The sequence below is a fragment of the Phenylobacterium sp. genome (assembly GCF_025934275.1).
GTDB lineage: Bacteria > Pseudomonadota > Alphaproteobacteria > Caulobacterales > Caulobacteraceae > Phenylobacterium.
Window position 1 is genome coordinate 1 of sequence record NZ_JAICYI010000003.1, and the last position, 24,485, is coordinate 24,485.

The window sequence follows — 24,485 nt, forward strand, 5'->3', positions numbered from 1 at the left end:
CGGGCAACCGTTCGTGCAAGACGGCGGGATCGAGGTGATCGAGATGCAGGAAAATGTGATCCTTCTTTGGGCCGACACCGCGGCCCTCGCGGATCTCGATGGTCATGGCGCGGCTGACCATGTCGCGCGGCGCGAGGTCCTTCACCGAGGGGGCATAGCGCTCCATGAACCGCTCGCCCTCGGAGTTGGTGAGGTAACCGCCCTCGCCTCTGGCGCCCTCGGTGATCAGGCAGCCGGCGCCATAGATCCCCGTCGGGTGGAACTGCACGAACTCCATGTCCTGCAGCGGCAGGCCGGCGCGCAGCACCATGCCGTTGCCGTCGCCGGTGCAGGTGTGCGCCGAAGTGCAGGAGAAGTACGCCCGGCCGTAGCCGCCGCTCGCCAGGATGACCAGCTGCGCCTGGAAGCGGTGCAGGGTCCCGTCGTCGAGCTTCCAGGCGGTGACGCCGCGGCAGACGCCTTCGTCCATGATCAGGTCGAGCGCGAAGTACTCGATGAAGAACTCGGTCTCGTGCGCCAGCGACTGGCCGTACATGGTGTGCAGCATGGCGTGGCCGGTGCGGTCGGCCGCCGCGCAGGTCCGCTGGATCGGCGACTCGCCGTAATTGCGGGTCATGCCGCCGAAGGCGCGCTGGTAGATCTTGCCGTCCTCGGTGCGCGAGAAGGGCACGCCCCAGTGCTCCAGCTCGTAGACCGCCGCCGGAGCGTTGCGGACCATGTATTCGATGGCGTCCTGGTCGCCCAGCCAGTCCGAGCCCTTGACGGTGTCGTACATGTGCCAGCGCCAGTCGTCCTCGCCCATGTTGCCGAGGCTGGCGGAGATGCCGCCCTGCGCCGCGACCGTGTGCGAGCGGGTCGGGAAGACCTTGCTGATGCAGGCGGTCTTCAGCCCGGCCTGGGCGCAGCCGAGCGCCGCGCGCAGTCCCGAGCCGCCGGCTCCCACCACGACGACGTCGTACCTGTGATTGATGAACTCGTAGGTCGCCATGGGTCCCTCACGCGCCGCTGAGCGCGACCTTCAGGATGGAGAAGACGGCGAGCGCACCGGCCAGCCCGCAGACGAAGAGGTTGAGGACCAGCAGCGCCGTCTTGCCGACGCCGGTCTCGACATAGTCCTCGATCACCACCCGCAGCCCGGCCTGCATGTGCCAGAAGCTGACCACCAGGGTGAGCGCCATCAGCACGGCGTTCAGCGGCTGGGTGATCCAGGCCACTGCGAAGCCGTAGTCGCCGGCCGCGAGCCTGAGGACCGCGAACACCGCCCACAGGGTCAGCGGCACGAGGGCGATCGCGCCCACCCGCTCGGAAATCCAGTCGCCGACGCCGTGCTTGGCCGATCCCAGTCCGCGGGCGCGCGACAAGGGGGTGCGATAGCTCGACATCAGATCGCTCCGGTCATGGCGGCGATCACCCAGATCGCGATGGACGCGGCGAGCGCGAAGGCGATCACCAGCACCGCCGAGGCGTTGGCCGTCTTGATATCGAAGCCCCGGCCCGTGTCCCACACCAGGTGCCGCACGCCATTCGCGAGATGGTAGAAGAAGCTGACGGTCAGACCGAACATCACCACCAGGCCGATCGGCGAGGCCATGACCGCCTTGAAGGCGGCGTAGGCGTCGGGGCCGCTGGCGAGCGAGATCGCCCACGCCGCAGCGATCAGCGCCGCGACGTAGAGCGCGACGCCAGTGACCCGGTGGGCGATCGAGGCGGCCATGGTGATGTGCCAGCGCCACACCGAGACGAAGGGGGAGAGCGGGCGTTCGCGCCCTGCCTTGGTGGCGTCCGTCATGACCATCGGGCCTCCCGCACCCGCTTGACCCCGGCTTTTAAGCGCAAGCCCCGGGGTGTCAACGAAGCCTCCAGCGCGCCCGTACCATCCTTCGCGAGGACCGAAACGAGACGCCGTTTCCACCTCTCGGACAATGCGTGATTGCTGTAGGTTTCCTTCGCAGATCGCGAAGGCCCCATGCGCTACGACCTCACCGACCTCAGGCTGTTCTGCGACGTCGTCGAAGCCGGCTCGATCACCGGCGGGGCGCATCGCAGCGCGCTCGCGCTCGCCGCCGCCTCGACCCGCATCCGCCGCATGGAGGAGGCGCTCGGCGCGCCGCTGCTGATCCGCTCGCGCCAGGGGATCACTCCCACCGAGGCGGGCCGCACGCTGCTGAGGCATGCGCGCGCCATGCTGGCCCAGAGCGCCCGCCTGCGGGAGGACCTGGGCGCGTTCGCCGGCGGCCTCTCCGGCGAGGTGCGGCTGCTGGCCAACACCAATGCGCTCACCGAATTCCTGCCGGAGGCGCTGTCGTCGTTCCTGGCCGAGCACCCGCAGGTCAGCGTCGACCTGGAGGAGCGGCTGTCGGACGAGATCGTCGGGCTGATCGCGGAGGGCGTCGCCGACGTGGGCATCGTGGCCGGCACGGTCGATATCGGCGCGCTCGCCACCTATCCGTTCCGCTCCGACCGCTTCGTGGTGGTGACGGCGGCGGACCATCCGCTGGCGGCGCGCGGCCGCGTCCCCTTCGCCGAGGTGCTGGACTGCGAGTTCGTTGGGCTCGACCGGGCGAGCTCCCTGCAGCGGTTCCTTGCCGCCCGCGCCGCTCGCGAGGGGCGCCCGCTGCGCCTGCGCGTGCAGCTCCGCTCGTTCGACGCGGTCTGCCGGCTGGTGGAGTGCGGCGTGGGCGTGGGCGTGGTGCCGCAGACCACAGCCGCGCGCGCGGCGAGAACCATGCGGCTGGGCGTCGTCGAGCTCGCCGACGAGTGGGCCGTCCGCGAGTTGAAGATCGTCATCCGCGCCGAGGCGGAGCTCCGCCCCTACGCCCGCCAGCTGGTCGAGAGCTTGAGAGCCTCAGACGCGCATCTCTCACGGCCAGGCTAGCCATAGGCGCCGCGCAGGACCCCGCGCAGCACGGCAATGGCCACCAGCACCGCGAAGCCCGCAGCCATTCGCGCCCCGCCGCGCCGGCCGGCATGGGCGTAACCAACGCCGAACATTCCGGTCAGCACCCAACCGAAGAAGCCGACGGTTGCAAAATTGAGACGGATCGCGTGGCCGAAAAGCTGGAAGAGCCCTCCCCAGGCGAAGAACAGCGCGAGCGAGGTCGCTATGATCAGGGCGCCGATCGTCTTTTGGCTTCGCGTCGCCGGAGCATCCATCTCCGCCTTCATGAGTCGAGCACTCCGGCATCCCATCTGCGCGCGTCCTATTCCGACACCGTTGATATTTGATGGAACGATGAGGCCCGGGACGGTCTCCTCACAGGTCGCAGTCGAAGGGCTACTCGCGATCCTCCAGCCACTCGGCCGAGCGCATCTCCTGCAGGCGCGAGGCGGTGCGCTCGAATTCGAAGGCGCCGTCGCCCGCCGGATAGAGCTGCGAGGGCTGACCATCGGCGAGCACGATCAGCTTCGTTCGCGCCTCGTAGAGCGCATCGATCAGGATCACGAACCGGCGCGCCTCCTCGCGCCGGTTGGACGTGAGCTTGGGCACATCCTCCAGGAAGACGGTGTGGAACGCCTCGGCCAGCGCCACATAGTCGTTGGGGCCCAGCGCGACCGAGCAGAGGCTCGCGAAGCTCGCACGCAGCAGCCCGCCGGCCGCGTGGGGCAGGATCATCTTGCGGCCCAGCACCTCCAGCGTCGCGCCGCTCTCCTCCTCCTTGCCCAGCATGTCGCGCCAGAGCCGATCGAAGCTGCGCTCGTTATCCGGATCGATCGCCGAGAACCAGGCGCCGGCCGCCCTCAGCCGATCGAGCCGGTAGTCGTGACGACCGCCCACCTCCACGATCTCAACCTTGGCCTTCAGGAGCTCGATGAACGGCAGGAAGAGCTGCCGGTTGAGGCCGTTCTTGTAGAGCTCGTCGGGCGGGCGGTTCGAGGTCGCGACCAGGGTCACGCCGGCTTCGAACAGGGCCTCGAACAGGCGGCCCAGGATCATCGCGTCGGCGATGTCGGTGACCTGGAACTCGTCGAAGCAGAGCAGGCGCGCCCGCTCGGCGATCAATGTCGCCACCGGCGGAATCGGATCGTCGCCTTTGGCCTGGCCGAAGCGCGCCCTGCGCTCGGCGGGCGAGCCCTTGCGCCAGGCGTCGATCAGCCTGTGGATTTCGCCCATGAAGACATGGAAGTGGGTTCGTCGCCGCGGCTCTGCGACCGCCGTCTCGAAGAACAGGTCCATGAGCATGGATTTCCCACGCCCTACGGGGCCGAACAGATAAAGCCCCCGCGGCGCCGCCTCCGACTTCCTGAACAGCCGCTTCAGACCCGTGGACGGGGCCGTGGCCTCCGCGAGCTCTCCCTCCAGCCGCAGGAGCGCACGCAAGGCCGCGTCCTGGGCCGCATCAGGCCGGATCTCGCCCGCGGCCAGGCGCTCGTCATAGGCGGCTCGCAGCGCGGACGGCATCGCGATCCCGCCTAGCCGCGCCGCGCCCGTTCGGCAAGGAACAGCGCGGCGCGCGGGGGGTTGAGGCCTCAGGCAGAAGGAGAGGTCCCATGGCCGAAGACGACCGCACCTTTCGCACCTCGACCCCAGCCGCCAACCGCGCCGAGAGGCAGGGCCTGGGCCTGGGCCAGAAGGAGCTGAACGCGCAGCGGGCGGCGAACCCCGACAAGCACGCGACCGACCCGCAGCGCCTGGAGCCGTTCGATCAGAGCCGGGAGGCGACGCCTGGCGACGACGCGGGCGGATCGGCTATCGATGACCGCGACGCCGCGGGGATCGACGACGCCGGCGACCTCGGCGCCAGCACGCCGGCGGGTGTCGACATCCACGATGTGGGCCAGGACGACGATCCCGAGCAGGACTGGGGCGAGGGCGGCGACGAGTCGATGACGCGCTCGGCCAATCACAGCCGCCGCGGCGTCAAGACCGAAGCCGAGCGCGGCCAGGGCCGGCGCACCCGCCAGCTCAACAAGGACATCGTCAGCCGGCGGACCTGAGCTACTGCATCGTCGGGATGACGAAGGCCTGCTCGTCCACGGCGCCTTCGGGCCAGCGGGCGGTGACGGTCTTGGTCTTGGTGTAGAAGCGGACACCTTCCATGCCGTGCTGGTTGATGTCGCCGAACGCCGAGCGCTTCCAGCCGCCGAACGTGTGGTAGGCGACCGGCACCGGGATCGGCACGTTGATGCCGACCATGCCGACGTTCACTCTGGAGGCGAACTCGCGCGCGGCGCGGCCGTTGCGGGTGAAGATGGCCACGCCGTTGCCGTACTGGTGCTCGGAAGGGAGCGCGATAGCCTCTTCCAGGCTGTCGGCGCGGACGATTTGCAGGACCGGGCCGAAGATCTCCTCCTGGTAGGTGCGCATCGAAGGCTTCACGCCGTCGAAGAGCGAGGGGCCGATGAAGAAGCCGTTCTCGTAGCCCTGCAGCTTGAATCCGCGGCCGTCGACCACGAGTTCGGCGCCCTCGTCGACGCCCATCTGGATGTAGTCCTCGATCCGCTTCTTGTGCGCCGCGGTGACCACCGGCCCATACTGCGCCGCCGGATCGGTCGAGAGCCCGACCTTCAGGGTCTCGATCTCGGCCAGAACCCGCTCGCGGATCTCGTCGGCCGCCTTCTGGCCCACCGGCACCACCACCGGCAGCGCCATGCAGCGCTCGCCGGCCGAGCCGTAGGCGGCGCCGACGATGTCCTTGGCAGCCTGCTCGAAGTCGGCGTCCGGCAGCAGGATGCCGTGGTTCTTCGCCCCGCCCATGGCCTGGACGCGCTTCCCGGTCGCGGTTCCGTGGGCGTAGACGTAGGCCGCGATGTCCGAGGAGCCCACGAAGCTCACCGCCTTGATGTCGGGGTGGTTCAGGATGGCGTCCACGGCGGTCTTGTCGCCGTGCACCACATTCAGCACGCCCCGGGGCGCGCCCGCCTCCAGCATCAGCTCCGCCAATCGCACCGGGACGGAGGGGTCCTTCTCGGACGGCTTGAGGATGAAGCTGTTGCCGACGGCGATGGCGACGCCGAACATCCACATCGGGATCATGGCGGGAAAGTTGAACGGCGTGACGCCGGCGACCACGCCCAGCGGCTGGCGCATCGAATAGACGTCGATCCCGGGTCCGGCCCCTTCGGTGTACTCGCCCTTCATGGCGTGCGGGATGCCGCAGGCGAACTCGATGACGTCCAGGCCGCGCTGCACGTCGCCGCGCGCGTCGGCCAGCACCTTGCCGTGCTCGGAGGAGAGCAGCTCCGCCAGCTCCTCCAGGCGGGCTTCCACCAGCCGCTTGAACTCGAACATCACGCGGGCGCGCCGCTGCGGGTTGACCAGCGCCCAGGTCTGCTGGGCGCGCAACGCCGAGGCGACCGCCTTGTCGACCTCGGCGGGGTTGGCGAAGGCGACCCGGGCCTGCGCCTCGCCGGTGTTGGGGTTGAACACCTCGCCGAAGCGACCGCTGCTGCCGGCGACCGAGGCGCCGTCGATGAAATGGGTGATGTCACGCATGGCCGGCGTTTTAGGCCCGCCGGGGGCGGACGGCTAGGGGAGTTGCCCGCCCGGCGCGACACGGCGCATCCTTCCCCCATGACGGCGCTCCCGCACGCCCAGGTCCTGCCCCGCGGCGGCGGCCATGACCACATCGTCGACGTGCTGATCGTCGAGCGGGCCCCGAAACTGTCGGCGACGCCGCTCTGGCCGATCCTCAGACCGCTGCTCTACCGGATGCTCGACTACGCCAAGGCGCGCCGAATGGCCGACGCCATTGCGCCGATGCCAGGACCTCAGGCGTTGGCGCACATATCGGAGCTCCTGAAGCTCGAGACCGCCACGACGGGCCTGAAGCGCATACCGCGCAGGGGGCGCCTCATCGTGGTGTGCAACCACCCGACCGGCATCGCGGACGGAATCGCGGTCTATGACGCTCTGAAGGCGATCCGGCCGGACCTGTGCTTCTACGCCAACTCCGACGCGCACCGCGTTTCGCCGCGGCTGACGGAGGTGCTGATCCCGGTGGAGTGGGTGGAGGCCAAGCGCACGCGCGAGCGCACCCGGCTCACCCTGCAGCTCACCAAGGAGGCGCTCGAGGCCGAGCGTTGCCTGGTCATCTTCCCGTCCGGGCGGCTCGCGCGGCGCGGCGCGGACGGCCGGCTCTCCGATCCGCCGTGGGCGCCGACGGCCATCTCCCTCGCCCGTCGTCACGAGGCGCCGATCGCCCCGATTCACGTGGCCGGGCCGTGGTCGGGCCTGTTCCACCTCTTCGACCGCTTCTCTCCCGAGCTGCGCGACATCACCCTGTTCCACGAACTGCTCAACAAGGAGGGCGGCGCGTTCCGCCTCACCGCGGGGCCGGCGATCCCGCCGGAGGCGCTCTACGGCGAGGCCGCAGAGGTGGTCGAACGGCTGAAGGGCTACGTCGAGCGGGCCCTGCCGCAGCATCCCGGCCAAGCCTTCGCATGAGGCTCGCCGACGAGGCCGCCACGGCCCGGCTGGGCGCCGCGCTCGCCGGCCTGCTCCGGCCCGGAGAGAGCGTCTGCCTGTCGGGTCCGCTGGGCGCCGGCAAGTCGACGCTGGCGCGCGCCCTGGTCCGCGCGCTGACCTCGCCGGCCGAGGAGGTCCCGTCGCCCAGCTTCACCCTGGTGCAGTTCTACGAAGGCCCGCGACTGCGTGTCGCCCATTTCGACCTCTATCGGCTCTCGAACCCGGACGAGGCCTATGAGATCGGTCTGGACGAGGCGCTGGAGGAAGGGGCCGCGATCATCGAGTGGCCGGAGCGGCTGGCGGGCCGCCTGCCCGCCGACCGACTCGATGTAGAGATCGCCTTCGAGGGCGCGGGCCGCCGCGCACGGCTGATCCCGCATGGCGCCTGGGAAGGACGCAAGCTTGAGTTTGGCTCCCGTTCCGCATCGTGACGCCGAGAAGGCCGGCTTCCTGCGGGCCCACGGGTTCGGCGCGGCGGTCCGCGAGCCGTTGAGCGGCGACGCCTCGACGCGCGCCTACGAGCGGCTGCGCCTGCCCACCGGCGCGAGCCTGATCTTCATGGACCAGCCGCCGGCGCTGGAGAGCGCGCCCTGTCCGCCGGACGCCACGCCGGCCGAGCGCACGGCGGCCGGCTACAACGCCCTGGCCCGGCTCGCCGCCGGCCGCGTCGACGCCTTCATCGCCACGGCCGGCTGGCTGCGCGCCCAGGGCCTCTCGGCGCCTGCGGTGCTGGCGTCCGATGCGGCGCGCGGGCTGGCGGTGCTGGAGGATCTCGGCGACGACCTGTTCGCCCGCCTGATCGAGGCCGGCCAGGCCGAGGCGCCGCTCTACGACGACGCCGTCGCAGCGCTCGCCAGGATGCACGCCGTCAGCCCGCCCGACGTGCTCGCCTACGACGGCGCGGTCTGGCCGCTCCTGACCTACGACGAGACGGCGCTCGCCACCGCCGAGCGGCTGTTCGTCGAGTGGCTGCCGAGGCTGAAGCCCGAGATCGCGCTCGGTCCCGACGCGGTCGCCGAGTGGGAGGCGATCTGGGGCCCGATCCGCGCCCGCGGCGCGGCCGGCGCGAGCGTCTTCTGCCATCGCGACTACCACGCCGAGAACCTGATCTGGCTCCCGGATCGGCAAGGCGCGGCCCGCGTCGGCCTGCTCGACTTCCAGGACGCGCTGAGGGCCCATCCGGTATGGGATCTCTCGATGCTGCTGCACGACGCCCGGCGCGATGTCTCGGCGGACCTCGAGACGCACGCGCTCGAGCGCTATTTCCGGCTGCGTCCGGAGGCCGACCGTGCGCAGATGCTGGCCGACTACCACGCGCTGGGGGCGCTCAACATCGTGCGCATCATCGGCATCTTCGCCCGTCTCGTGACACGCGACGGCAAGCCCCGCTACGCCAGCTTCCTGCCGAGGCTCTGGGGCTATCTCGACCGGTGCCTCGCCGATCCGGCCCTCGCCGACCTAAAGGCCTGGCTGGACCGCCACATTCCCGCCGAGGCGCGCGCATGACCTCGGGCCCGAAGACCGCCATGGTGCTGGCCGCGGGGCTCGGCACCCGCATGCGGCCGCTGACCGACCACAAGCCCAAGGCGCTGGTGGAGGTGGCCGGCAAGACGCTGATCGATCACGTCCTCGACCGGCTGCGCGACGCAGGCGTCGAGCGCGCCGTGGTCAACGTGCACCACTTCGCCGAGCAGGTGGAGGCGCACCTCGCCAGGCGCAGCGACCTGGAGCTGCTGATCTCCGACGAGCGGGAACGGCTGCTGGATTCCGGCGGCGGCATTCAGCGCGCCCGGCCGCTGCTGGGCGAGGCCCCCATCTGGGTCGCCAACATCGATTCGCTTTGGCTGGAGGGGGCGACACCCGCTCTGGAGACCGTCAAGCGCGCCTGGGCCCCCAAGGCCATGGACCTGCTGCTGATGGTGGTGCGCCGCGGCCACGGCATCGGCTTCGAAGGGCCGCAGGGCTTCTTCATGGACGCGGCGGGCCGGCTCACCCATTCGACCTCGCCGGAGGTGGTCACCCCGTTCGCCAATGTGGGGGTCGGCATCCTCAAGCCGCAGGTGCTCGATCCCGAGCCTGGGGAGGAGCCGTTCCCCATCCAGCCCGTCTGGCGCCGGCTGCAGGCGCAGGGCCGCCTGCATGGCGCGGCCATGGAGGCGTTCTGGATGCACGTCGGCGATCCCGCCGCGCGCGACGCCGCCGAGGCGAGGCTCAAGGAGCTGACGTGACCGGACCGGGCTTCCTGGACGGGCCCGCGCCGCGCTGGTTCACGATTCCCGCGCATCGCCCGTTCGTGCGCGACCTCGCCCGGGGCCTGCATGAGGCGCTCGCCGCCGAGGGACCGGAGGCGCTGTCCCAGGCGATCGTTCTGGCGCCGACCCGTAGGGGAGCCCGCGCCCTGGCCGACGCCTTCGTGGCGGTCGCCGAGGCCGGCGCGGTCCTGCCGCCGCAAATGCGGCCGCTGGGCGATCTCGACGAGGGCGAGCCGCCGTTCGAGCCGGGCGACATCGCTCTCGACCTCCCGGCGGCCATCGATCCCCTGGCGCGGCGCTTCGAGCTGACCCGGCTGGTGACCGCCGAGGCGCGCCACCTCGGGCGCGAGCTGACCGCCGCCGGCGTCCTGGAGCTGGCCGACGCGCTGGGCGGCCTGTTCGATTCCGCCCAGATCGAGGAGGTCGAGCTGGAAGGTCGGCTGGAGGCCCTGGTCGCCGACGATCTCGCCGAGCACTGGCAGGTCTCGCGGCAGTTCCTCGAAGCGGCGATCGTCGCCTGGCCCAGGCGGCTCGCCGAGCTGGGCCTCGTCGACGTGAGCGCGCGTCGGGTGGCGTTGCTGCGCAGGTTGGCCGAGCGCTGGGCCGAGGCTCCGCCGGAAGGGGTGCTGGTTGCCGCCGGCTCGACCGGCACGGCGCCGGCCACGCGCGAGCTGCTGATCGCCATCGCCAATGCGCCGCGCGGCTGCGTGGTGCTTCCCGGGCTCGACAAGGCGCTCTCCGACGAAGCCTGGGCCGAGGTGGACGTGCAGCATCCGCAAGGAGCGCTGAAGCGTCTGCTGGGCGATGCATGGATGGAACGGCGGCAGGTCGAGGATTGGCCCGCCTCCTTCGGGCTCGATCTCGGCGCGGGCGGCGCGCGCCAGCGGCTGATCAACGAGGCGCTCCGCCCCGCCGGCCGCACGGCGGACTGGCTGCAGGTGATCGAGGGCTTGAAGGCCAAGGATGAAGCCACAGGCCTGGACGGGATCGTCACCGGCCTTTCCGGCCTGTCGCTGGTGAGCGCGGCCTCGGAGGAGGAGGCGGCGACGGCGGCCGCGCTGCTGCTGCGCGAGACGCTGGAGACGCCGGATCGGACCGCCGCCCTGGTCACGCCGGACCAGGCGCTCGCCCGGCGGGTGACGGCGAAGCTGGCGCGCTGGGGCGTGGCGCCGGACAGCTCGGTCGGCGAGCCGCTCGCGGCCACGCCCTGCGGCGTGCTGGCGGGACTGCTCGCACGGCTGGCGGCCGACCCGCTGGACCCGGTCGCGCTGCTTGGCGTGCTGAAGCATCCATTTGCGCGCCTGGGGCCGGCTGCGGCGGCGGCGCGCCTGGAGACACGGGGGCTGCGCGGGCCGCGGCCGCACGACTGGGCCGGGCTGATCGCCGAGCTCAAGCACGACGGCGCCGCTGCGCTTGCTGCGCGCCTGCAGGCGATCGTCGAGAGCCTCGCCTGGCCGAGCGAGTGGGATCCCCCGGCCGCCGCGGCCAGGCGGCTGGCGGCGGCCATGGAGGCGGTCTGCGCCCGCGAGTCCGGCGGGACGGGGCCGCTCTGGACCGGCCACGCCGGCGAAGCGATGTCGCGGCTGCTGGGCGCGCTGATCGACGACGCCGCCCTGCCATTGGTCCGCCCCCACGGGTTCGCCGACCTGCTGGCGCGGCTGATGGAAGGCGAGACGGTCCGCGGCGGCGGCGCGACCCATCCGCGGCTGCGCGTCCTGGGCGCCATCGAGGCCCGCATGGTGCGCGCGGACCGTCTGGTGGTGGCGGGCCTGGAGGAAGGCGTCTGGCCGAGAGCCGCGCCGCTCGATCCCTTCCTGTCGCGGCCGATGCGCGCCGCGCTGGACCTGCCCTCGCCCGAGCGGCGGATCGGCCTCGCCGCCCATGATTTCGCGCAGGCCGCCTGCGCGCCGGAAGTGATCCTGCTGCATACCGAGCGGCGCGAGGGCGCGCCCTCGGTGAAGAGCCGCTGGCTGTGGCGGCTGGAGACGCTGGCCCGCGGCGCGGGCGTCGCCATCCCCGGCCGCCCGGCGGCGCTCGCCTGGGCGCGGGAGATCGACGCCGGCGGCAAGCCCGCTCCCGCGCCGCGGCCCTCGCCCAGGCCGCCCGCGGCGGACCGGCCGAGGGCGATGTTCGTGACCCGGGTGGAGGCCCTGACGCGCGATCCCTATTCCGTCTGGGCCCGGGACCTCCTGCAGCTGCGCGCGCTCGACCGGCCCGACCAGGCGGTGGACGCCCGCGCCCGCGGAACCGCCATCCATCGGGCCTTCGAGCAGTTCTCCGGGGCCTGGCGGAACGAACCCCCGCCACAGGCGGCCGAGCGGTTCGCGGCCCTCTATCTCGCGGCGCTGCGCCAGGAGGGGCTGACCAGCGAAGCGCTGGCGCGCGAGGCGGCGCTCGCCCGAGAAGCCGCGCAGTGGGTCGCCGAACTGGAGATGCGCCGGCGCGCCGACGGCCGCGCCGTGCACGTGGAGCAGACGGGCGCGACCGACCTCATCGTCGACGGCGAGGCCTTCCGGCTCTCGGCGAAGGCCGATCGCATCGAGATCGGGCCCGACGGTCTGGGCCATGTGCTCGACTACAAGACCGGCCACGCGCCGTCGCGGAAGATGGTGGCGTACGGCTTCTCGCCGCAGCTGACCCTGACCGCGGCCATCCTCGCGGAGGGCGGCTTCCAGGGCCTGCCGGCCGCCCAGCCCGGCGAGTTGATCTACCTGGAGGTCACCGGCCGGCAGCCGCCGGGCCGCGAGGAGGTGCGCGCCTCCTCCAGCGGCGACGGCGACAAGGTGCTGCAGAGCGGGGCCGCGGCCGCAGACGCGCTGGAAGGCCTCGCGCGGCTCGTGCGCCACTACCGGGACCCGGCCCACGGCTACACCTCGCGCACCGCGCCGCAATTCGTGCGCACCTACGCCTCCGAGTACGACCACCTGGCGCGGGTGTTCGAATGGTCCACCTCCGGCGAGGGGATGGACGATTGAGCCTGCTCGACCTGATGCTCGCTCCGGCCGAACCGCGCGACCCGCAGGCGCGGGCGGCCGATCCGTCGTTGTCGGCGTTCGTCACCGCCAACGCCGGCTCCGGCAAGACCAAGACCCTGATCGACCGGGTGGCGCGCCTGCTGCTGGCCGGGGCCGCACCGGAGACCATCCTGTGCGTCACCTACACCAAGGCCGCCGCCGCCGAGATGCAGCGCCGGCTCTACCAGCGGCTCGGCGGCTGGTCGGTGATGGCCGGCCGGGAGCTTGCCGAGCGGCTGACCGAACTCATCGGCGAGTGGGTCGACCCAGCCGATTCACGACGACTCTCCGATGCGCGGGCGTTGTTCGCCCAGGCCCTGGAGACGCCGGGCGGCCTCAAGATCCAGACCATCCACGCCTTCTGCGAGAAGCTGCTGCGCCGCTTCCCCCTCGAGGCGGGCGTTTCGCCGAGCTTCCGGGTGATGGACGACGCGGCCGCCGCGGCAGTGGCCGAGGCCGCCAAGCGGGCCGTGGCGCGCTACACGCTCTCGCACGACGACGCGCTCACCGAAGCTTACGGCCGCATGTCGGTGGCGCTGCATTTCGAGGCGTTCCAGGCGATGTTCGCCGAGTTCGAGGCGAAGCGCGGCGTGCTCGCCGAATTCTTCGCCGGCCAGGGCGGCCTGGAGGGCGCGATCTCCTGGGTCTGGGGGACGTGCCGCCTGCCGCCCGGCGCCGGCCCGGAAACGCTGGCCGCCCGCGCGATGGCGCAGCTGGACCGGGAGCTCTGGCGCGCCGCCGCTGACCTGCTCGCCGAGGGCGGCGCCCAGGACCGCGGGCGGGCGCAGGCGATGGCCGCCGTGCTCGGCGATCCCGAAGCCCATTTCTTCGAGGCGCTCGGCCTGTTCTTCAACCAGGACGGCGAGCCGGCGAAGTGGATCGGCGCCGCGAGGGCGTTGCGGCCGCGGCCGGACGTGCGCGCCGGCCTGCTGGCCGAGCAGTCGCGCCTCGAAGCCGTCCGCGAGGAGCTCAAGGCGGCGAACGTGGCGCAGGACACGATCTACGCGCTCCGGCTCGCCGACGCCTACCTCAAGGCCTACCGGATCGAGAAGGATGCGCTCGGCGCCCTGGATTTCACCGACCTGATCGAGAAGACCTGCCATCTGTTGCGGGACAGCGCGGCGGCCGCCTGGGTGCTCTACAAGCTCGACGGCGGCATCGACCACATCCTGCTGGACGAGGCGCAGGACACCGCGCCCGAGCAGTGGAAGATCGTGGATGCGCTGACCGACGAATTCTTCGCCGGCGCGGGCCGCGAGCGGCCGACCGAGCTCGCGCGCAACCTGTTCGTGGTCGGCGACGTCAAGCAGTCGATCTACTCGTTCCAGGGCGCGCAGGCCCAGCTGCTGCTCCGCAAGCGCGCCGAGTATGCGCAGCGCGCGGCCGAGGCGGGCCGCGAGCTGGCGCGGGTGGACCTGATCACCTCCTGGCGATCGACGCCCGAGGTGCTGGGCTTCGTGGACGCGGTCTTCGCGCCGCCCGCCCTGGCCGAGGCGATCCAGGGCGCCGGCGACGAGGTCCGCCACGATGCGGCGCCCTACCGCGCCGGCCATCGAGGCTGCGTCGACCTCTGGCCGCTGGAACCCGAGCCCGACGCGCCCGAGCGCAGCGCCTGGGACGCGCCGCTCGACGCGCTGCCCGAGCACAGCGCGACCAAGACGCTCGCCGGCAAGATCGCGCGCGAGGTGAAGGGTCTGATCGCCCGCGGCGAGGCGGTCTACGACAGCGAGCTCAAGGACTGGCGGCCGTCCCGCGCAGGCGACGTGCTGATCCTGGTGCGCCGCCGGCGCGCGCTGTTCGAGGAGATCCTCCGGGCGCTCAAGCAGGAGGGGGTGCCGGTGGCCGGCGCCGATCGGCTGGCGCTCTCGGAACACATCGTCTTCGACGATCTCCTGGGGCTGGCCAGGTTCGCCCTGTTCCCGACCGACGAGCTGACGCTCGCGGCCCTGCTGCGCAGCCCCTTCTGCGATGTCACCGACGAGAGCCTCTATGCGCTGGGAATCGGGCGCGATGAGAACCTCTGGACCCGGCTCGGACGCCGCGCGACGGAGCGGCCGGAATGGGAGGCGGCGCAGGCGTTCCTGGCCCAGGCGCTGGACGTCGCGCGGGAGAGCCGCCCGTTCGAGTTCTATGGCCGCGTGCTGGGCTTGACCGATGGCGACGGCCGCTCGATGCGCAAGCGCCTGCTGAAGCGCCTCGGTTCGGAGGCGCAGGATGCGCTCGACGAATTCCTGGCCCAGGTTCTGGCGGCCGAAGCGCGCGGCGTGCACGACCTCGAGCGCCTCGCCTTCGATTTCGCGAGCCTCTCGATCACCGTGAAGCGCGAGATGGAGCAGGCCCGCGACGAGGTGCGGGTGATGACCGCCCATGGCGCCAAGGGCCTCGAGGCGCCGATCGTCATCCTGCCGGAGACTACGCTCACCCAGACCCAGCGCGGCTCGCCGCTGATGGAGACGGAAGACGGCGGCTTCCTCTGGTGCTCCGCCTCGGGCAAGGACTGCGAAGCCTCGGGAGCGGCCCGGGCTCGGCGGGCCAAACGCGAGGAGGACGAGGCCTACCGCCTGCTCTATGTGGCGCTGACCCGCGCGCGCGACCGGCTGGTGCTTTGCGGCCGCCTGCCGAAGCGCACCGATCCGGCGAAGCTCAAGGGCTGGTGGGGCGCTGTCGCCGAAGCGATGGCGCATCAGGCCATCGCGCCGGAAGTCCGCACTGTCCGCTGCGGCGACATGGAGATCCAGCGCTACGGCCCCGATCCGCGAGTCCTCGGTCGCGCCGAACCTGCCGGCCCGGGAGCCGCGGGATTGCCCGACTGGGCTCTGCGAGCCGCTCCCGGCGAGCCGTTCGGCCGCTACGCCTCGCCCTCCGACCTCGGCGATGACGCCCGGGCGGCCGCCACGTCGCCGCTCGCCCGCTCGGGCGGCCTCGGCCGCTTCCGCCGGGGCGAGCTGATCCACAAGCTGCTGCAGCTGCTGCCCGATTTGCCGCCGGCCGAACGAGCGGCCGCCGCCTCGGCCCTCCTGGCGCGCGAACGCGATCTCACCGAGGCGCACAGGGCGGAGATGGCCGCCGCGGCGCTTTCCGTTCTCGAGGACGCCCGCTTCGCCGAGGTGTTCGGCGAAGGTTCGCGGGCGGAGGTGGCGATCGCCGGGGTGGCCGGGGCCCTCCCGGAGGGCCTCAGGGTCTCCGGCCGCGTCGACCGGCTGGTGGTGCTGCCCGAGCGCGTGCTGGTCGCCGACTTCAAGACCAACCGGCCTGCGCCCACGCGCATCGAGGACGCCGATCCCGCCTATCTGCGCCAGATGGCGATCTACTGGGCGGTGCTGGCTGACGTGTTCCCGGGCCGCCGCATCGACGCCGCCATCGTCTGGACCGACGGGCCCAAGCTCATGGCCGTGCCAGAAAACTTGATAGCCGCGACGCTTGCGGGACTCAGCGGCGCCGGTTGATACGAGGAATAGCGCCACCTACATCGGCGGATCGGAAGACGCGGGCCCGGCGTTTCGCGCCCGTCCTGCGGTTTAGGAGCCACCATCATGAGCAGCGTCAAGGTTACCGACGATTCCTTCGAACAGAACGTCCTGACCGCCGTCCAGCCCGTGCTGGTGGATTTCTGGGCGGAGTGGTGCGGTCCCTGCAAACAGATCGCGCCGGCGCTCGAGCAGATCGCCGAGGAGTTCGCCGGCAAGGTGACCGTCGCCAAGCTCAATATCGAGGAAAGCCCCATCACGCCCTCGCGCTACGGGGTGCGCGGCATCCCCACCATGATGCTGTTCAAGGGCGGCCAGATGGCCTCCATGAAGGTCGGCGCCATGCCCAAGCAGAAGATCGTCGAGTGGCTGAACGAGGTCGGCGTCTCGGCGTAGGTCTGGTCGAAGCTCGCGTTCGCGGGAAGAGCGGGTTCTTCACAGCGTCACGTCGGCCAGGTCTCGGGGCTCATCGCCAGCACCTCGCCGGCGAAGTGCAGCCCGCCGCAGACCAGCAGATGGGGTGGCGGCCCTTCGATCGCCAAGGCCCGGCGGACGCCCGCTTCGACGCTCGCCACGGTCTCGGCCTCGAGCCCCGCCGCCCGCGCGGCCGCGGCGATGTCGGCCGCCGGCGCGGCATTGGGGCTGTCGAAGGTGGTCGCGAACACCTTCGGGTGCATCTCGGCGAACGGGCGGAAGAAGCCCTCGGCGTCCTTCCGCGCGAACATGCCCGCCACCAGCACCAGCGGCCGGGGGTCGCGGTCGACCAGCCGCGAGGCGGCCTCGGCCAGCGCCCGGCCGGCATGCGGGTTGTGGCCGCCGTCGAGCCACAGGTCCGCGCCGCGTGACTTGGTGAGGCTGGCGATCGGGCCCTTGGTCAGCCGCTGGAAGCGCGCGGGCCAGCAGGCGGACGACACCCCCGCGGCGATCGCCTGGTCGGAGAGCTCCCGTTTCCAGGTCAGCGCGGCCGCCACGGCCAGACCGGCGTTCTCGAACTGGTGCCCGCCGAACAGCGCCGGCGGCGGCAGATCGAGCAGCCGGTCGGGCATCTGCACCATCAGCCGCCCGCGCTCCTCCCAGACGTCGAAGTCGCGGCCCATCAGGAACAGCGGGGCCATGCGGTCGTCCGCCTCCCGCTCGATCACCTCCAGCGCCTCGTCCATCTGCCGGGCCACCACCGCCGGCCGGCCGGCCTTGATGATCCCGGCCTTTTCCCAGGCGATCTTCCAGAGCTCCGGGCCCAGCATCTCCAGGTGGTCGTAGTCGACCGGGGTGATCACGCTGACGGCCGGCGCGGCGAACACATTGGTGGCGTCGAAGCGGCCGCCCAGCCCCACCTCGACGATGCAGAGGTCGGCCGGCGCCTCGGCGAACGCCAGCAGGGCGATCACCGTGGTGATCTCGAAGAAGCTGATCGGCTGGCCGGCGTTGGCGGCTTCCACGCGGTCGATGAGCGCAGCGAGCGCCTCGTCGCTGATCAGCGCGCCGGCCAGCCGGATGCGTTCGGCGAACCGCACGAGGTGCGGCGAGGTGATGGCGTGCACGCGAAGCCCCGCCGCCTCGCCGATGGCCCGCAGGTAGGCGACCGTCGAGCCCTTGCCGTTCGTCCCGGCCACGTGGATCACCGGCGGCAGCTTCCGCTCGGGATGGCCGAGCACGGCGAGCAGCCGCTCCACCCGCCCCGTGGTCAGGTCGATCAGGCTCGGATGGTTGGCGCGCAGCCGCTGGATCACCGCGTCCGACGCGCGGATCGGATCGTACATCGGCGGCTCTATATCAGGCGGCGTGCTGGCGGGCTCGCCCCATCGTCAGGGTTTGCAGGATGGAGGCCAGCACCTCGGGGAGGTCGGGGCGGGGGACGATCTTGTCGATCACCCCGTGCTCCTCCAGGAACTCGGCGCGCTGGAAGCCGGCCGGCAGCGTCTGGCGGATGGTCTGCTCGATCACCCGTCGTCCGGTGAAGCCAATCAGCGCGTTGGGCTCGGCGAGATGGATGTCGCCCAGCATGGCGTAGGAGGCCATGACACCCGCCATCGTCGGGTCGGTCAGCACCACGATGTAGGGCAGCCTGGCGGCCTTCACCTCGTTCACCGCCAGGGTCGTGCGGGCGAGCTGCATCAGGGACAGCGTGCCCTCCTGCATCCGCGCCCCGCCCGAGGCGGTGAAGATCACGAACGGCGCGCCCCGCCGCACCGCCTCCTGCGCCGCCTTGATGAAGGCCTCGCCCACCGCGCGGCTGAGAGAGCCGCCCATGAAGGCGAAGTCCTGCACGGCGACCACCGCAGGCTGGCCGCGGATGGCGCCATAGCCGATGCTGATGGAATCGTACTCGCCGGTCGCCTTGCGCGCGGCTTTCAGCTGGTCGATGTAGGCCTTATCGCCGACGAAGCCGAGGGGATCGTCCTTGAGCACGGGCGCGGCGATGGTCTCGAACTTGCCGCCGTCGAAGGTGTAGCGCAGCCGCTGCTGCCCGCCGATCCGCATGTGATGGCCGGACGGCGTCACCCACAGCGCCGCATCGAGATCGGGCCGATAGATCATCTCGCCGGTCTCGGGGCATTTCACCCAGAGGTTTTCCGGTGTTTCGCGCTTGGCGAACGCCTTGCGGACCCCCGGCGCAATCCGCGACAGCCAACCGGAGCGCTCGCGTGGAGCGGCGGCGGGACGTGCGGGCTTGTCGTTCTTCTGGTCAGCCATCGCCATGGGTCTTAGACCGTCGTTTGGCCGATGCGTGCGGAGCGCACAGCCTTAGCCAACGATTCGGCCTTGAGAAGAACCCGGCCGGTCACGTCTTCGTTCATCTCCGCCGCGTCGGCCACTTCATCCACCAACGCGGAGCCGACCACGACCGCATCGGCGACGCGGGCGATCGCCGCGGCGCGCTCCGGCGTCTTGATGCCGAATCCGACCGCCACCGGCAAGTCGGAGGCGCGGCGCACCCGCTCGACCATCGGCGCGACCGCCGTCGCGTCGGCCTCCTTGACCCCGGTCACCCCGGCCACCGAGACGTAGTAGACGAAGCCGGAAGTCCGCCTCGCCACCACCTGGAGCCTCGCATCGTCGCTGGTCGGCGTGGCGAGGCGGATCAGGGAGACGTCCGCACCGTCCAGCGCGTCGGCAAGCTCGCCCGCCTCCTCCGGCGGGCAATCGACGACGATCACGCCGTCGACCCCGGCCTCGGCCACGTCGCGGGCGAAGGCCGCGATCCCGCGGTGCAGGATCAGGTTCATGTAGCCCATCAGGATCAGCGGCGTCGCCCGATCGCCCTCCCGAAACCGCCGCGCCAGCTCCAGAACGCCCGAGAGCGTCATGCCGGCCTTCAGCGCGCGCTGCGCCGCCCGCTGGATCGGCGGCCCCTCGGCCATCGGATCGGAAAACGGGAAGCCCAGCTCGATCAGGTCGGCGCCGACGCCCGGCAAGCCCTTGAGGATGGCGAGCGCCGTCCCGGCGTCCGGGTCGCCCGCCATGATGTACGGCACGAAGCCCGCCCGGCCTTCGCGCTTCAGGTCGGCGAAGCGCGCCTCGATCCGCGATCTCAAATCCGCCGCCCCAGCGCCTGCGCCACCGTGGCCACGTCCTTGTCGCCACGGCCGGAGAGGTTCAGCACCACGATCCCGTCGGGACCCACCTCGCGGCAGATCTCCGGCAGCCGCGCCAGCGCGTGAGCGCTCTCCAGCGCCGGGATGATGCCCTCGAGCTCGGCGCAGAGCTGGAAAGCCTCCAGCGTCTCCGCATCGGTGGCGGTCAGGTAGGTCGCGCGGCCCACGTCGTGCAGCCAGGAATGCTCCGGGCCGATGCCGGGATAATCAAGGCCGGCGGAAATCGAGTGCGCCTCGGTGATCTGGCCCTCGGCGTCCTGCAGCAGATAGGTCTTATTGCCGTGCAGCACTCCGGGGCGGCCGCCGTTGATCGCCGCGGCGTGGCGCGCGTCCAGCCCCTCGCCCGCGGCCTCCACGCCGAACAGCCTCACCCCCTCGTCGTTGAGGAATGGGTGGAACAGGCCGATGGCGTTGGAGCCGCCGCCGACGCAAGCCACCAACGCGTCGGGCAGCCGCCCCTCGGCCTCGAGGATCTGCGCCCGCGCCTCGCGGCCGATGACGCACTGGAAATCGCGGACCATTTCCGGATAGGGGTGCGGCCCCGCCGCCGAGCCGATCAGGTAGTAGGTGTCGTGGACGTTGGTGACCCAGTCGCGCAGCGCCTCGTTCATCGCGTCCTTGAGGGTGGCCGAGCCCGACGCGACCGGCCGCACCTCCGCACCCAGCAGGTTCATGCGGAAGACGTTCGGCTTCTGCCGCTCCACGTCCACCTCGCCCATGTAGATCACGCAGGGCAGGCCGAAGCGGGCGCAGACGGTCGCGGTGGCCACGCCGTGCTGACCGGCGCCGGTCTCGGCGATGATCCGGGTCTTGCCCATCCGCATGGCCAGCAGGATCTGGCCCATGCAGTTGTTGATCTTGTGCGCGCCGGTGTGGTTCAGCTCCTCGCGCTTGAAGTAGACCCGCGCTCGGCCCAGGTGCGCGCTCAGGCGCTCGGCGAAATAGAGCGGCGAGGGGCGGCCCACATAGTGCTTCAGGTAGCCGGCGAGCTCGGCCTGGAAGGCTGGATCGGCCTTCGCCGCCCGATAGGCCGCATCCAGCTCGTGGACCAGCGGCATCAAGGTCTCGGGCACGAAGCGACCGCCATAGTCGCCGAAGCGGCCCTCGGCGTCCGGATAGGCCGTGTAGTCGTTGGGCCGGCCTGCAGGTCTCGATGTGGGGGCGTTCACGGGTGCGCTTGGGGCGTCAGGCCTTGCGGGCGGCGTCCAGGAACGCCGTGATCAAGGCCGGGTCCTTTAGTCCGGGACCGCGCTCCACGCCAGAGGAAACGTCGACCATCGGCGCGCCGGAGCGCTGCACGGCCTCGGCGACGTTCCAGGGGTTGAGCCCTCCCGCCAGGAACCACGGCCGGCGGAAGGCCCGGCCGGCGAGCAGGCTCCAGTCGAACGGCGCGCCGAGGCCGCCGGCGCGCTCGGCGTCCTTCGGCGGCTTGGCGTCGAACATCAGGTGCTCGGCCACGGCCTCGTAGTCGGCCGCCGCCTCCAGGTCTGCGGGCTCCGCGACGGGAAGGGCCTTGATCACACCCGCGCCCGAGCGGGCGGCGACCGCCCGCGCGCGGGCCGGCGTCTCGCGCCCGTGCAGCTGGATGAAGTCGGGCCGAAGCCCTTCGGCGATGCGATCGACGTCGCCGTCGGTCGGATCGACCGCGACGGCCACGATCTTCGCCCGCCCGCGGACCGCTTCGGCCAGCCGGGCGGCCGCCTCGATCGGAAGCCTGCGCGGACTCGCCTCGATGAACGCGAAGCCCAGATAAGCCGCGCCGCCCGCCAGCGCCGCGCGGATCGCCTCGGGCGTGCTCACCCCGCAGATTTTCGCGCTGACCGCCATGGCCCCGATAAAGGCCCTCGACAGCCCAGCCGCAAGGCCGCGGGCGCCGGAACAGCCGCGACCGGTCGCCGGTTCTCTCCGAACGCCCCCGCCGGATCGATCGGGCGCGTGAGTTCTGGACGTCTGGACTAATGCCGCGTCGGCGTGCGGCTCTCGCCCTGGGTCTTCAGGAGATCGCGGATCTCCATCAGCAGCGCCTCCTGCGGGCCGGGCGCGGCCTTCTCGGAGTCCGGCTTGGCCGCATCGCGGCGGCGGATGGTGTTCACCAGCTTGACCAGCAGGAACACCACCCAGGCCACGATCACGAACTTGATCATGGTGTTGAGGAAGGCGCCGTAGTGCACCGCCACTTCCTCGTTCGCCTTGGTCGCCGGGTTGTCGGGCTTCAGCACCCACTTGAGCTGCGCGAAATCTATCCCCGATGTCAGCAGCCCGATCGGCGGCATCACCACCTCGTCGACCAGCGATTTGACGATGTCGCCGAAGGCGGCGCCCAGGATCACGCCCACCGCCAGGTCGATGACGTTGCCGCGGGCGATGAACTCGCGGAACTCGCCGAGGATCGGGACCCGCTTCTCCGCGGCCTGCAACGGATCGGGAAGTTTGACGGCCAAGGAAACTACTCGTCCGTCGCGTTGAGCCGCTCGCGCAGTTCCTTGCCGCTCTTGAAGAAGGGCACATGCTTGGCACGCACGGCCACCGGCTCGCCGGTGCGCGGATTGCGCCCGGCGCGGGCCTCGCGCGAGCGCACCGAGAGCGCCCCGAACCCGCGCAGCTCGACGCGGCCGCCTTGCTCGAGGGCCTGGATCATCCGCTCCAGCACGACGCTCACCACGCGCTCGATATCCCGCTGGGTGAGGTGGGGGTTCTCCTCGGCGAGTTTGGCGATCAGTTCCGACTTGATCATGCGGGCCCCTCGAACGGCGCGACCATGGGCGAACCAGCCATTGTATTCAAGGCGGAATTCGGGCTGACGCCCGATCACGGCGAAGCTTGCCCGGATTTGTGGCCGCCACAACCCACGCGCGTGGGTCGCCCACGCACACGCAAACGGCGGACCGGTTCCCCGATCCGCCGTCCGGCCGTGAACCCGCTGAGGAACGCGGTCAGTCCTTCTGGGCCTTCTCGCGCAGGGCGGCGCCCAGGATGTCGCCGAGCGATGCGCCGGAGTCGGAGGAGCCGAACTTCTCGATGGCCTCCTTCTCCTCGATCATCTCCAGCGCCTTCACCGACAGCGAGACGCGGCGCGCGGCCTTGTCCACGTTGGTGATCATGGCGTCGATCCGATCGCCCACCGCAAAGCGTTCCGGCCGCTGGTCGGCGCGGTCGCGGGAAAGGTCCGACTTGCGGATGAAGGCGGTCATCGGCGCTTCGTCTTCGCCGAACTTCACCTCGATGCCGCCCGAGGTGACCTCGGTGACGGTCGCGGTGACGGTCTGCCCCTTGCGGTAGCTGTCGCCGGACATCGGATCGCCCGCCAGCTGCTTGATGCCGAGCGAGATGCGCTCCTTCTCGACGTCGACGTCGAGCACCCTGGCCTTGACCTGCTCGCCCTTGGTGTAGCGCGCGATGGCCTCTTCGCCCGGCGCCGTCCAGTCGAGGTCGGAGAGGTGCACCATGCCGTCGATGTCGTTGTCGAGGCCGATGAACAGGCCGAACTCGGTGGCGTTCTTGACCTCGCCTTCCACGGTCGAGCCGATCGGGTGGGCCTCAAGGAAGGCTTCCCACGGATTGGCCATGGCCTGCTTCAGGCCCAGCGAGATGCGCCGCTTGGAGGCGTCCACGTCGAGGACGACGACTTCCACTTCCTGCGAGGTGGAGACGATCTTGCCGGGGTGGACGTTCTTCTTGGTCCAGCTCATCTCGGAGACGTGGACCAGGCCCTCCACCCCCGGCTCCAGCTCCACGAAGGCGCCGTAGTCGGTGATGTTGGTGATGCGGCCCTTGAACTTGGCGCCCACCGGATACTTGGCCTCGACGCCGTCCCAGGGATCGGACTGCAGCTGCTTCATGCCAAGCGAGATGCGCTGCGTCTCGGGATTGATCTTGACGATCTGCACCTTGACCGTGTCCCCCACCGCCAGCACCTGGCTCGGGTGCGAGACGCGCTTCCAGCTCATGTCCGTGACGTGCAGCAGGCCGTCGATCCCGCCCAGGTCCACGAAGGCGCCGTAGTCGGTGATGTTCTTGACCACGCCTTCCCGGACTTCGCCCTCCTGCAGCTGGCTGACCAGCTCGGTGCGCTGCTCGGCGCGGGCCTCCTCCAGGATCGCCCGGCGGGAGACCACGATGTTGCCGCGCGGCCGGTCCATCTTGAGGATGGCGAACGGCTGCTCGCGGCCCATCAGCGGGCCCACGTCGCGCACCGGGCGGATGTCCACCTGGCTGCCCGGCAGGAAGGCCGAGGCGCCGCCCAGGTCGACGGTGAAGCCGCCCTTCACGCGGCCGACGATGACGCCCATCACCGGCTCGTTCTTTTCATAGACGGCTTCCAGGCGCGTCCAGGCCTCTTCGCGGCGGGCCTTCTCGCGGCTGATCACCGCCTCGCCCAGCGCATTCTCGACGCGCTCCAGGAACACCTCGACCGTGTCGCCCGGCTTCAAGGCGGTCTTGCCGTCCTCGCCCTGGCCGAACTCCTTCAGCGGCACGCGGCCCTCGGTCTTGAGGCCCACGTCGACAATGGCGAAGTCCTTCTCGACGGCCACGACCTTGCCGTGGACCACCTGGCCCTCCATGAGATCGCGCCCGCCAAGGGATTCGTCGAGCAGCGCGGCGAAATCGTCGCGCGAGGGATTGAGGCTTAGGTCGTCAGCCATGTTCTCTTTCGTTTTCAAATGGCGGCAAGGCCCCGCTGCAGCCGCAGTCGGGCGCCTGGCGCCGGTCCAAGGTGTGTGATCTGCCCGCAGCCGTCTTTCGCAGGTGAG

The 24,485-nt window shown here is 71.1% G+C and carries 23 protein-coding genes; 9 read left to right on the forward strand and 14 right to left on the reverse strand.

Annotated features, from left to right (window positions below; all coding sequences use genetic code 11):
- From Q0W60_RS01360 to sdhC, 3 genes are all read right to left on the reverse strand, one after another.
- A partial coding sequence (locus Q0W60_RS01360; protein WP_297691792.1) for an FAD-binding protein occupies window positions 1–988 on the reverse strand: 988 nt, incomplete at its 3' end.
- A gap of 7 nt (window positions 989–995) precedes the next feature.
- On the reverse strand, window positions 996–1,382 hold the full coding sequence (gene sdhD, locus Q0W60_RS01365; protein WP_297691795.1) for a succinate dehydrogenase, hydrophobic membrane anchor protein: 387 nt from the start codon (window positions 1,380–1,382) through the stop codon (window positions 996–998).
- Window positions 1,382–1,795: a succinate dehydrogenase, cytochrome b556 subunit gene (sdhC, locus tag Q0W60_RS01370; protein ID WP_297691797.1), complete on the reverse strand. Its 414-nt coding sequence runs from the start codon at window positions 1,793–1,795 to the stop codon at window positions 1,382–1,384. The genes sdhD and sdhC overlap by 1 nt, the downstream gene beginning before the upstream one ends.
- A gap of 171 nt (window positions 1,796–1,966) precedes the next feature.
- Here sdhC and Q0W60_RS01375 point away from each other — a divergent pair, with 171 nt between their 5' ends.
- Window positions 1,967–2,875, forward strand: coding sequence for a LysR substrate-binding domain-containing protein (locus Q0W60_RS01375; protein WP_297691799.1), 909 nt, complete (start codon window positions 1,967–1,969; stop codon window positions 2,873–2,875).
- On the opposite strand, the gene Q0W60_RS01380 is transcribed toward Q0W60_RS01375, so the two are convergent.
- Together Q0W60_RS01380 and zapE are read right to left on the reverse strand one after the other, a co-directional pair.
- Window positions 2,872–3,165: a hypothetical protein gene (locus tag Q0W60_RS01380; RefSeq protein ID WP_297691801.1), complete on the reverse strand. Its 294-nt coding sequence runs from the start codon at window positions 3,163–3,165 to the stop codon at window positions 2,872–2,874. The genes Q0W60_RS01375 and Q0W60_RS01380 overlap by 4 nt on opposite strands.
- 109 nt (window positions 3,166–3,274) lie before the next feature.
- The gene (gene zapE / locus Q0W60_RS01385; RefSeq protein ID WP_297691803.1) at window positions 3,275–4,399 is read right to left on the reverse strand and encodes a cell division protein ZapE; all 1,125 of its coding nucleotides are present in this window, start codon (window positions 4,397–4,399) and stop codon (window positions 3,275–3,277) included.
- Window positions 4,400–4,488: 89 nt separating this feature from the next.
- Between zapE and Q0W60_RS01390 the strand changes: the two genes are divergently transcribed.
- On the forward strand, window positions 4,489–4,935 hold the full coding sequence (locus Q0W60_RS01390) for a hypothetical protein (RefSeq protein WP_297691805.1): 447 nt from the start codon (window positions 4,489–4,491) through the stop codon (window positions 4,933–4,935).
- Between the two features lies 1 nt (window position 4,936).
- Here Q0W60_RS01390 and Q0W60_RS01395 read toward each other — a convergent pair whose 3' ends face one another.
- Entirely contained in the window at window positions 4,937–6,433 is a 1,497-nt protein-coding gene (locus tag Q0W60_RS01395) for a CoA-acylating methylmalonate-semialdehyde dehydrogenase (RefSeq protein ID WP_297691806.1), read from the reverse strand.
- A 78-nt stretch (window positions 6,434–6,511) separates the two neighbouring features.
- Here Q0W60_RS01395 and Q0W60_RS01400 point away from each other — a divergent pair, with 78 nt between their 5' ends.
- The 7 genes from Q0W60_RS01400 to trxA all read left to right on the forward strand — a co-directional run bounded on the left by Q0W60_RS01400 (window position 6,512) and on the right by trxA (window position 16,534).
- Complete coding sequence (locus Q0W60_RS01400; RefSeq protein ID WP_297691808.1) at window positions 6,512–7,384, forward strand: 1-acyl-sn-glycerol-3-phosphate acyltransferase; 873 nt, start codon at window positions 6,512–6,514, stop codon at window positions 7,382–7,384.
- Window positions 7,381–7,836 carry a tRNA (adenosine(37)-N6)-threonylcarbamoyltransferase complex ATPase subunit type 1 TsaE gene (gene tsaE / locus Q0W60_RS01405; RefSeq protein ID WP_297691810.1) on the forward strand — a complete coding sequence of 152 codons (456 nt, stop codon included), beginning with the start codon at window positions 7,381–7,383 and terminating at the stop codon, window positions 7,834–7,836. Before Q0W60_RS01400 ends, tsaE begins: the two co-directional genes overlap by 4 nt.
- Complete coding sequence (gene amgK / locus Q0W60_RS01410) at window positions 7,784–8,911, forward strand: N-acetylmuramate/N-acetylglucosamine kinase AmgK (protein WP_297691812.1); 1,128 nt, start codon at window positions 7,784–7,786, stop codon at window positions 8,909–8,911. The genes tsaE and amgK overlap by 53 nt, the downstream gene beginning before the upstream one ends.
- Window positions 8,908–9,633, forward strand: a complete 726-nt coding sequence (locus Q0W60_RS01415; protein ID WP_297691814.1) for a nucleotidyltransferase family protein — start codon at window positions 8,908–8,910, stop codon at window positions 9,631–9,633. Before amgK ends, Q0W60_RS01415 begins: the two co-directional genes overlap by 4 nt.
- A complete protein-coding gene (addB, locus tag Q0W60_RS01420) occupies window positions 9,630–12,632 on the forward strand; it encodes a double-strand break repair protein AddB (protein ID WP_297691816.1) in 3,003 nt (1,000 codons plus the stop codon). The genes Q0W60_RS01415 and addB overlap by 4 nt, the downstream gene beginning before the upstream one ends.
- A 14-nt stretch (window positions 12,633–12,646) precedes the next feature.
- A complete protein-coding gene (addA, locus tag Q0W60_RS01425; RefSeq protein ID WP_297691951.1) occupies window positions 12,647–16,117 on the forward strand; it encodes a double-strand break repair helicase AddA in 3,471 nt (1,156 codons plus the stop codon).
- A gap of 87 nt (window positions 16,118–16,204) precedes the next feature.
- Window positions 16,205–16,534 carry a thioredoxin gene (gene trxA / locus Q0W60_RS01430; RefSeq protein ID WP_297691818.1) on the forward strand — a complete coding sequence of 110 codons (330 nt, stop codon included), beginning with the start codon at window positions 16,205–16,207 and terminating at the stop codon, window positions 16,532–16,534.
- A 47-nt stretch (window positions 16,535–16,581) separates the two neighbouring features.
- On the opposite strand, the gene Q0W60_RS01435 is transcribed toward trxA, so the two are convergent.
- The 8 genes from Q0W60_RS01435 to rpsA form a co-directional block, all read right to left on the reverse strand.
- A complete protein-coding gene (locus Q0W60_RS01435) occupies window positions 16,582–17,898 on the reverse strand; it encodes a folylpolyglutamate synthase/dihydrofolate synthase family protein (protein WP_297691820.1) in 1,317 nt (438 codons plus the stop codon).
- Window positions 17,899–17,911: 13 nt separating this feature from the next.
- Entirely contained in the window at window positions 17,912–18,838 is a 927-nt protein-coding gene (gene accD, locus Q0W60_RS01440) for an acetyl-CoA carboxylase, carboxyltransferase subunit beta (protein WP_297691822.1), read from the reverse strand.
- A gap of 5 nt (window positions 18,839–18,843) precedes the next feature.
- Window positions 18,844–19,674: a tryptophan synthase subunit alpha gene (gene trpA / locus Q0W60_RS01445; protein ID WP_297691824.1), complete on the reverse strand. Its 831-nt coding sequence runs from the start codon at window positions 19,672–19,674 to the stop codon at window positions 18,844–18,846.
- Window positions 19,671–20,903, reverse strand: a complete 1,233-nt coding sequence (gene trpB / locus Q0W60_RS01450) for a tryptophan synthase subunit beta (RefSeq protein WP_297691825.1) — start codon at window positions 20,901–20,903, stop codon at window positions 19,671–19,673. Before trpB ends, trpA begins: the two co-directional genes overlap by 4 nt.
- Before the next feature lie 16 nt (window positions 20,904–20,919).
- Window positions 20,920–21,561, reverse strand: a complete 642-nt coding sequence (locus tag Q0W60_RS01455) for a phosphoribosylanthranilate isomerase (protein WP_297691827.1) — start codon at window positions 21,559–21,561, stop codon at window positions 20,920–20,922.
- Window positions 21,562–21,689: 128 nt separating this feature from the next.
- Window positions 21,690–22,151: a large-conductance mechanosensitive channel protein MscL gene (gene mscL, locus Q0W60_RS01460; RefSeq protein ID WP_297691953.1), complete on the reverse strand. Its 462-nt coding sequence runs from the start codon at window positions 22,149–22,151 to the stop codon at window positions 21,690–21,692.
- Window positions 22,152–22,180: 29 nt separating this feature from the next.
- Entirely contained in the window at window positions 22,181–22,468 is a 288-nt protein-coding gene (locus Q0W60_RS01465) for an integration host factor subunit beta (protein WP_297691829.1), read from the reverse strand.
- Between the two features lie 199 nt (window positions 22,469–22,667).
- Window positions 22,668–24,377, reverse strand: coding sequence for a 30S ribosomal protein S1 (rpsA, locus tag Q0W60_RS01470; RefSeq protein ID WP_297691831.1), 1,710 nt, complete (start codon window positions 24,375–24,377; stop codon window positions 22,668–22,670).
- Between the last annotated feature and the right edge of the window lie 108 nt (window positions 24,378–24,485).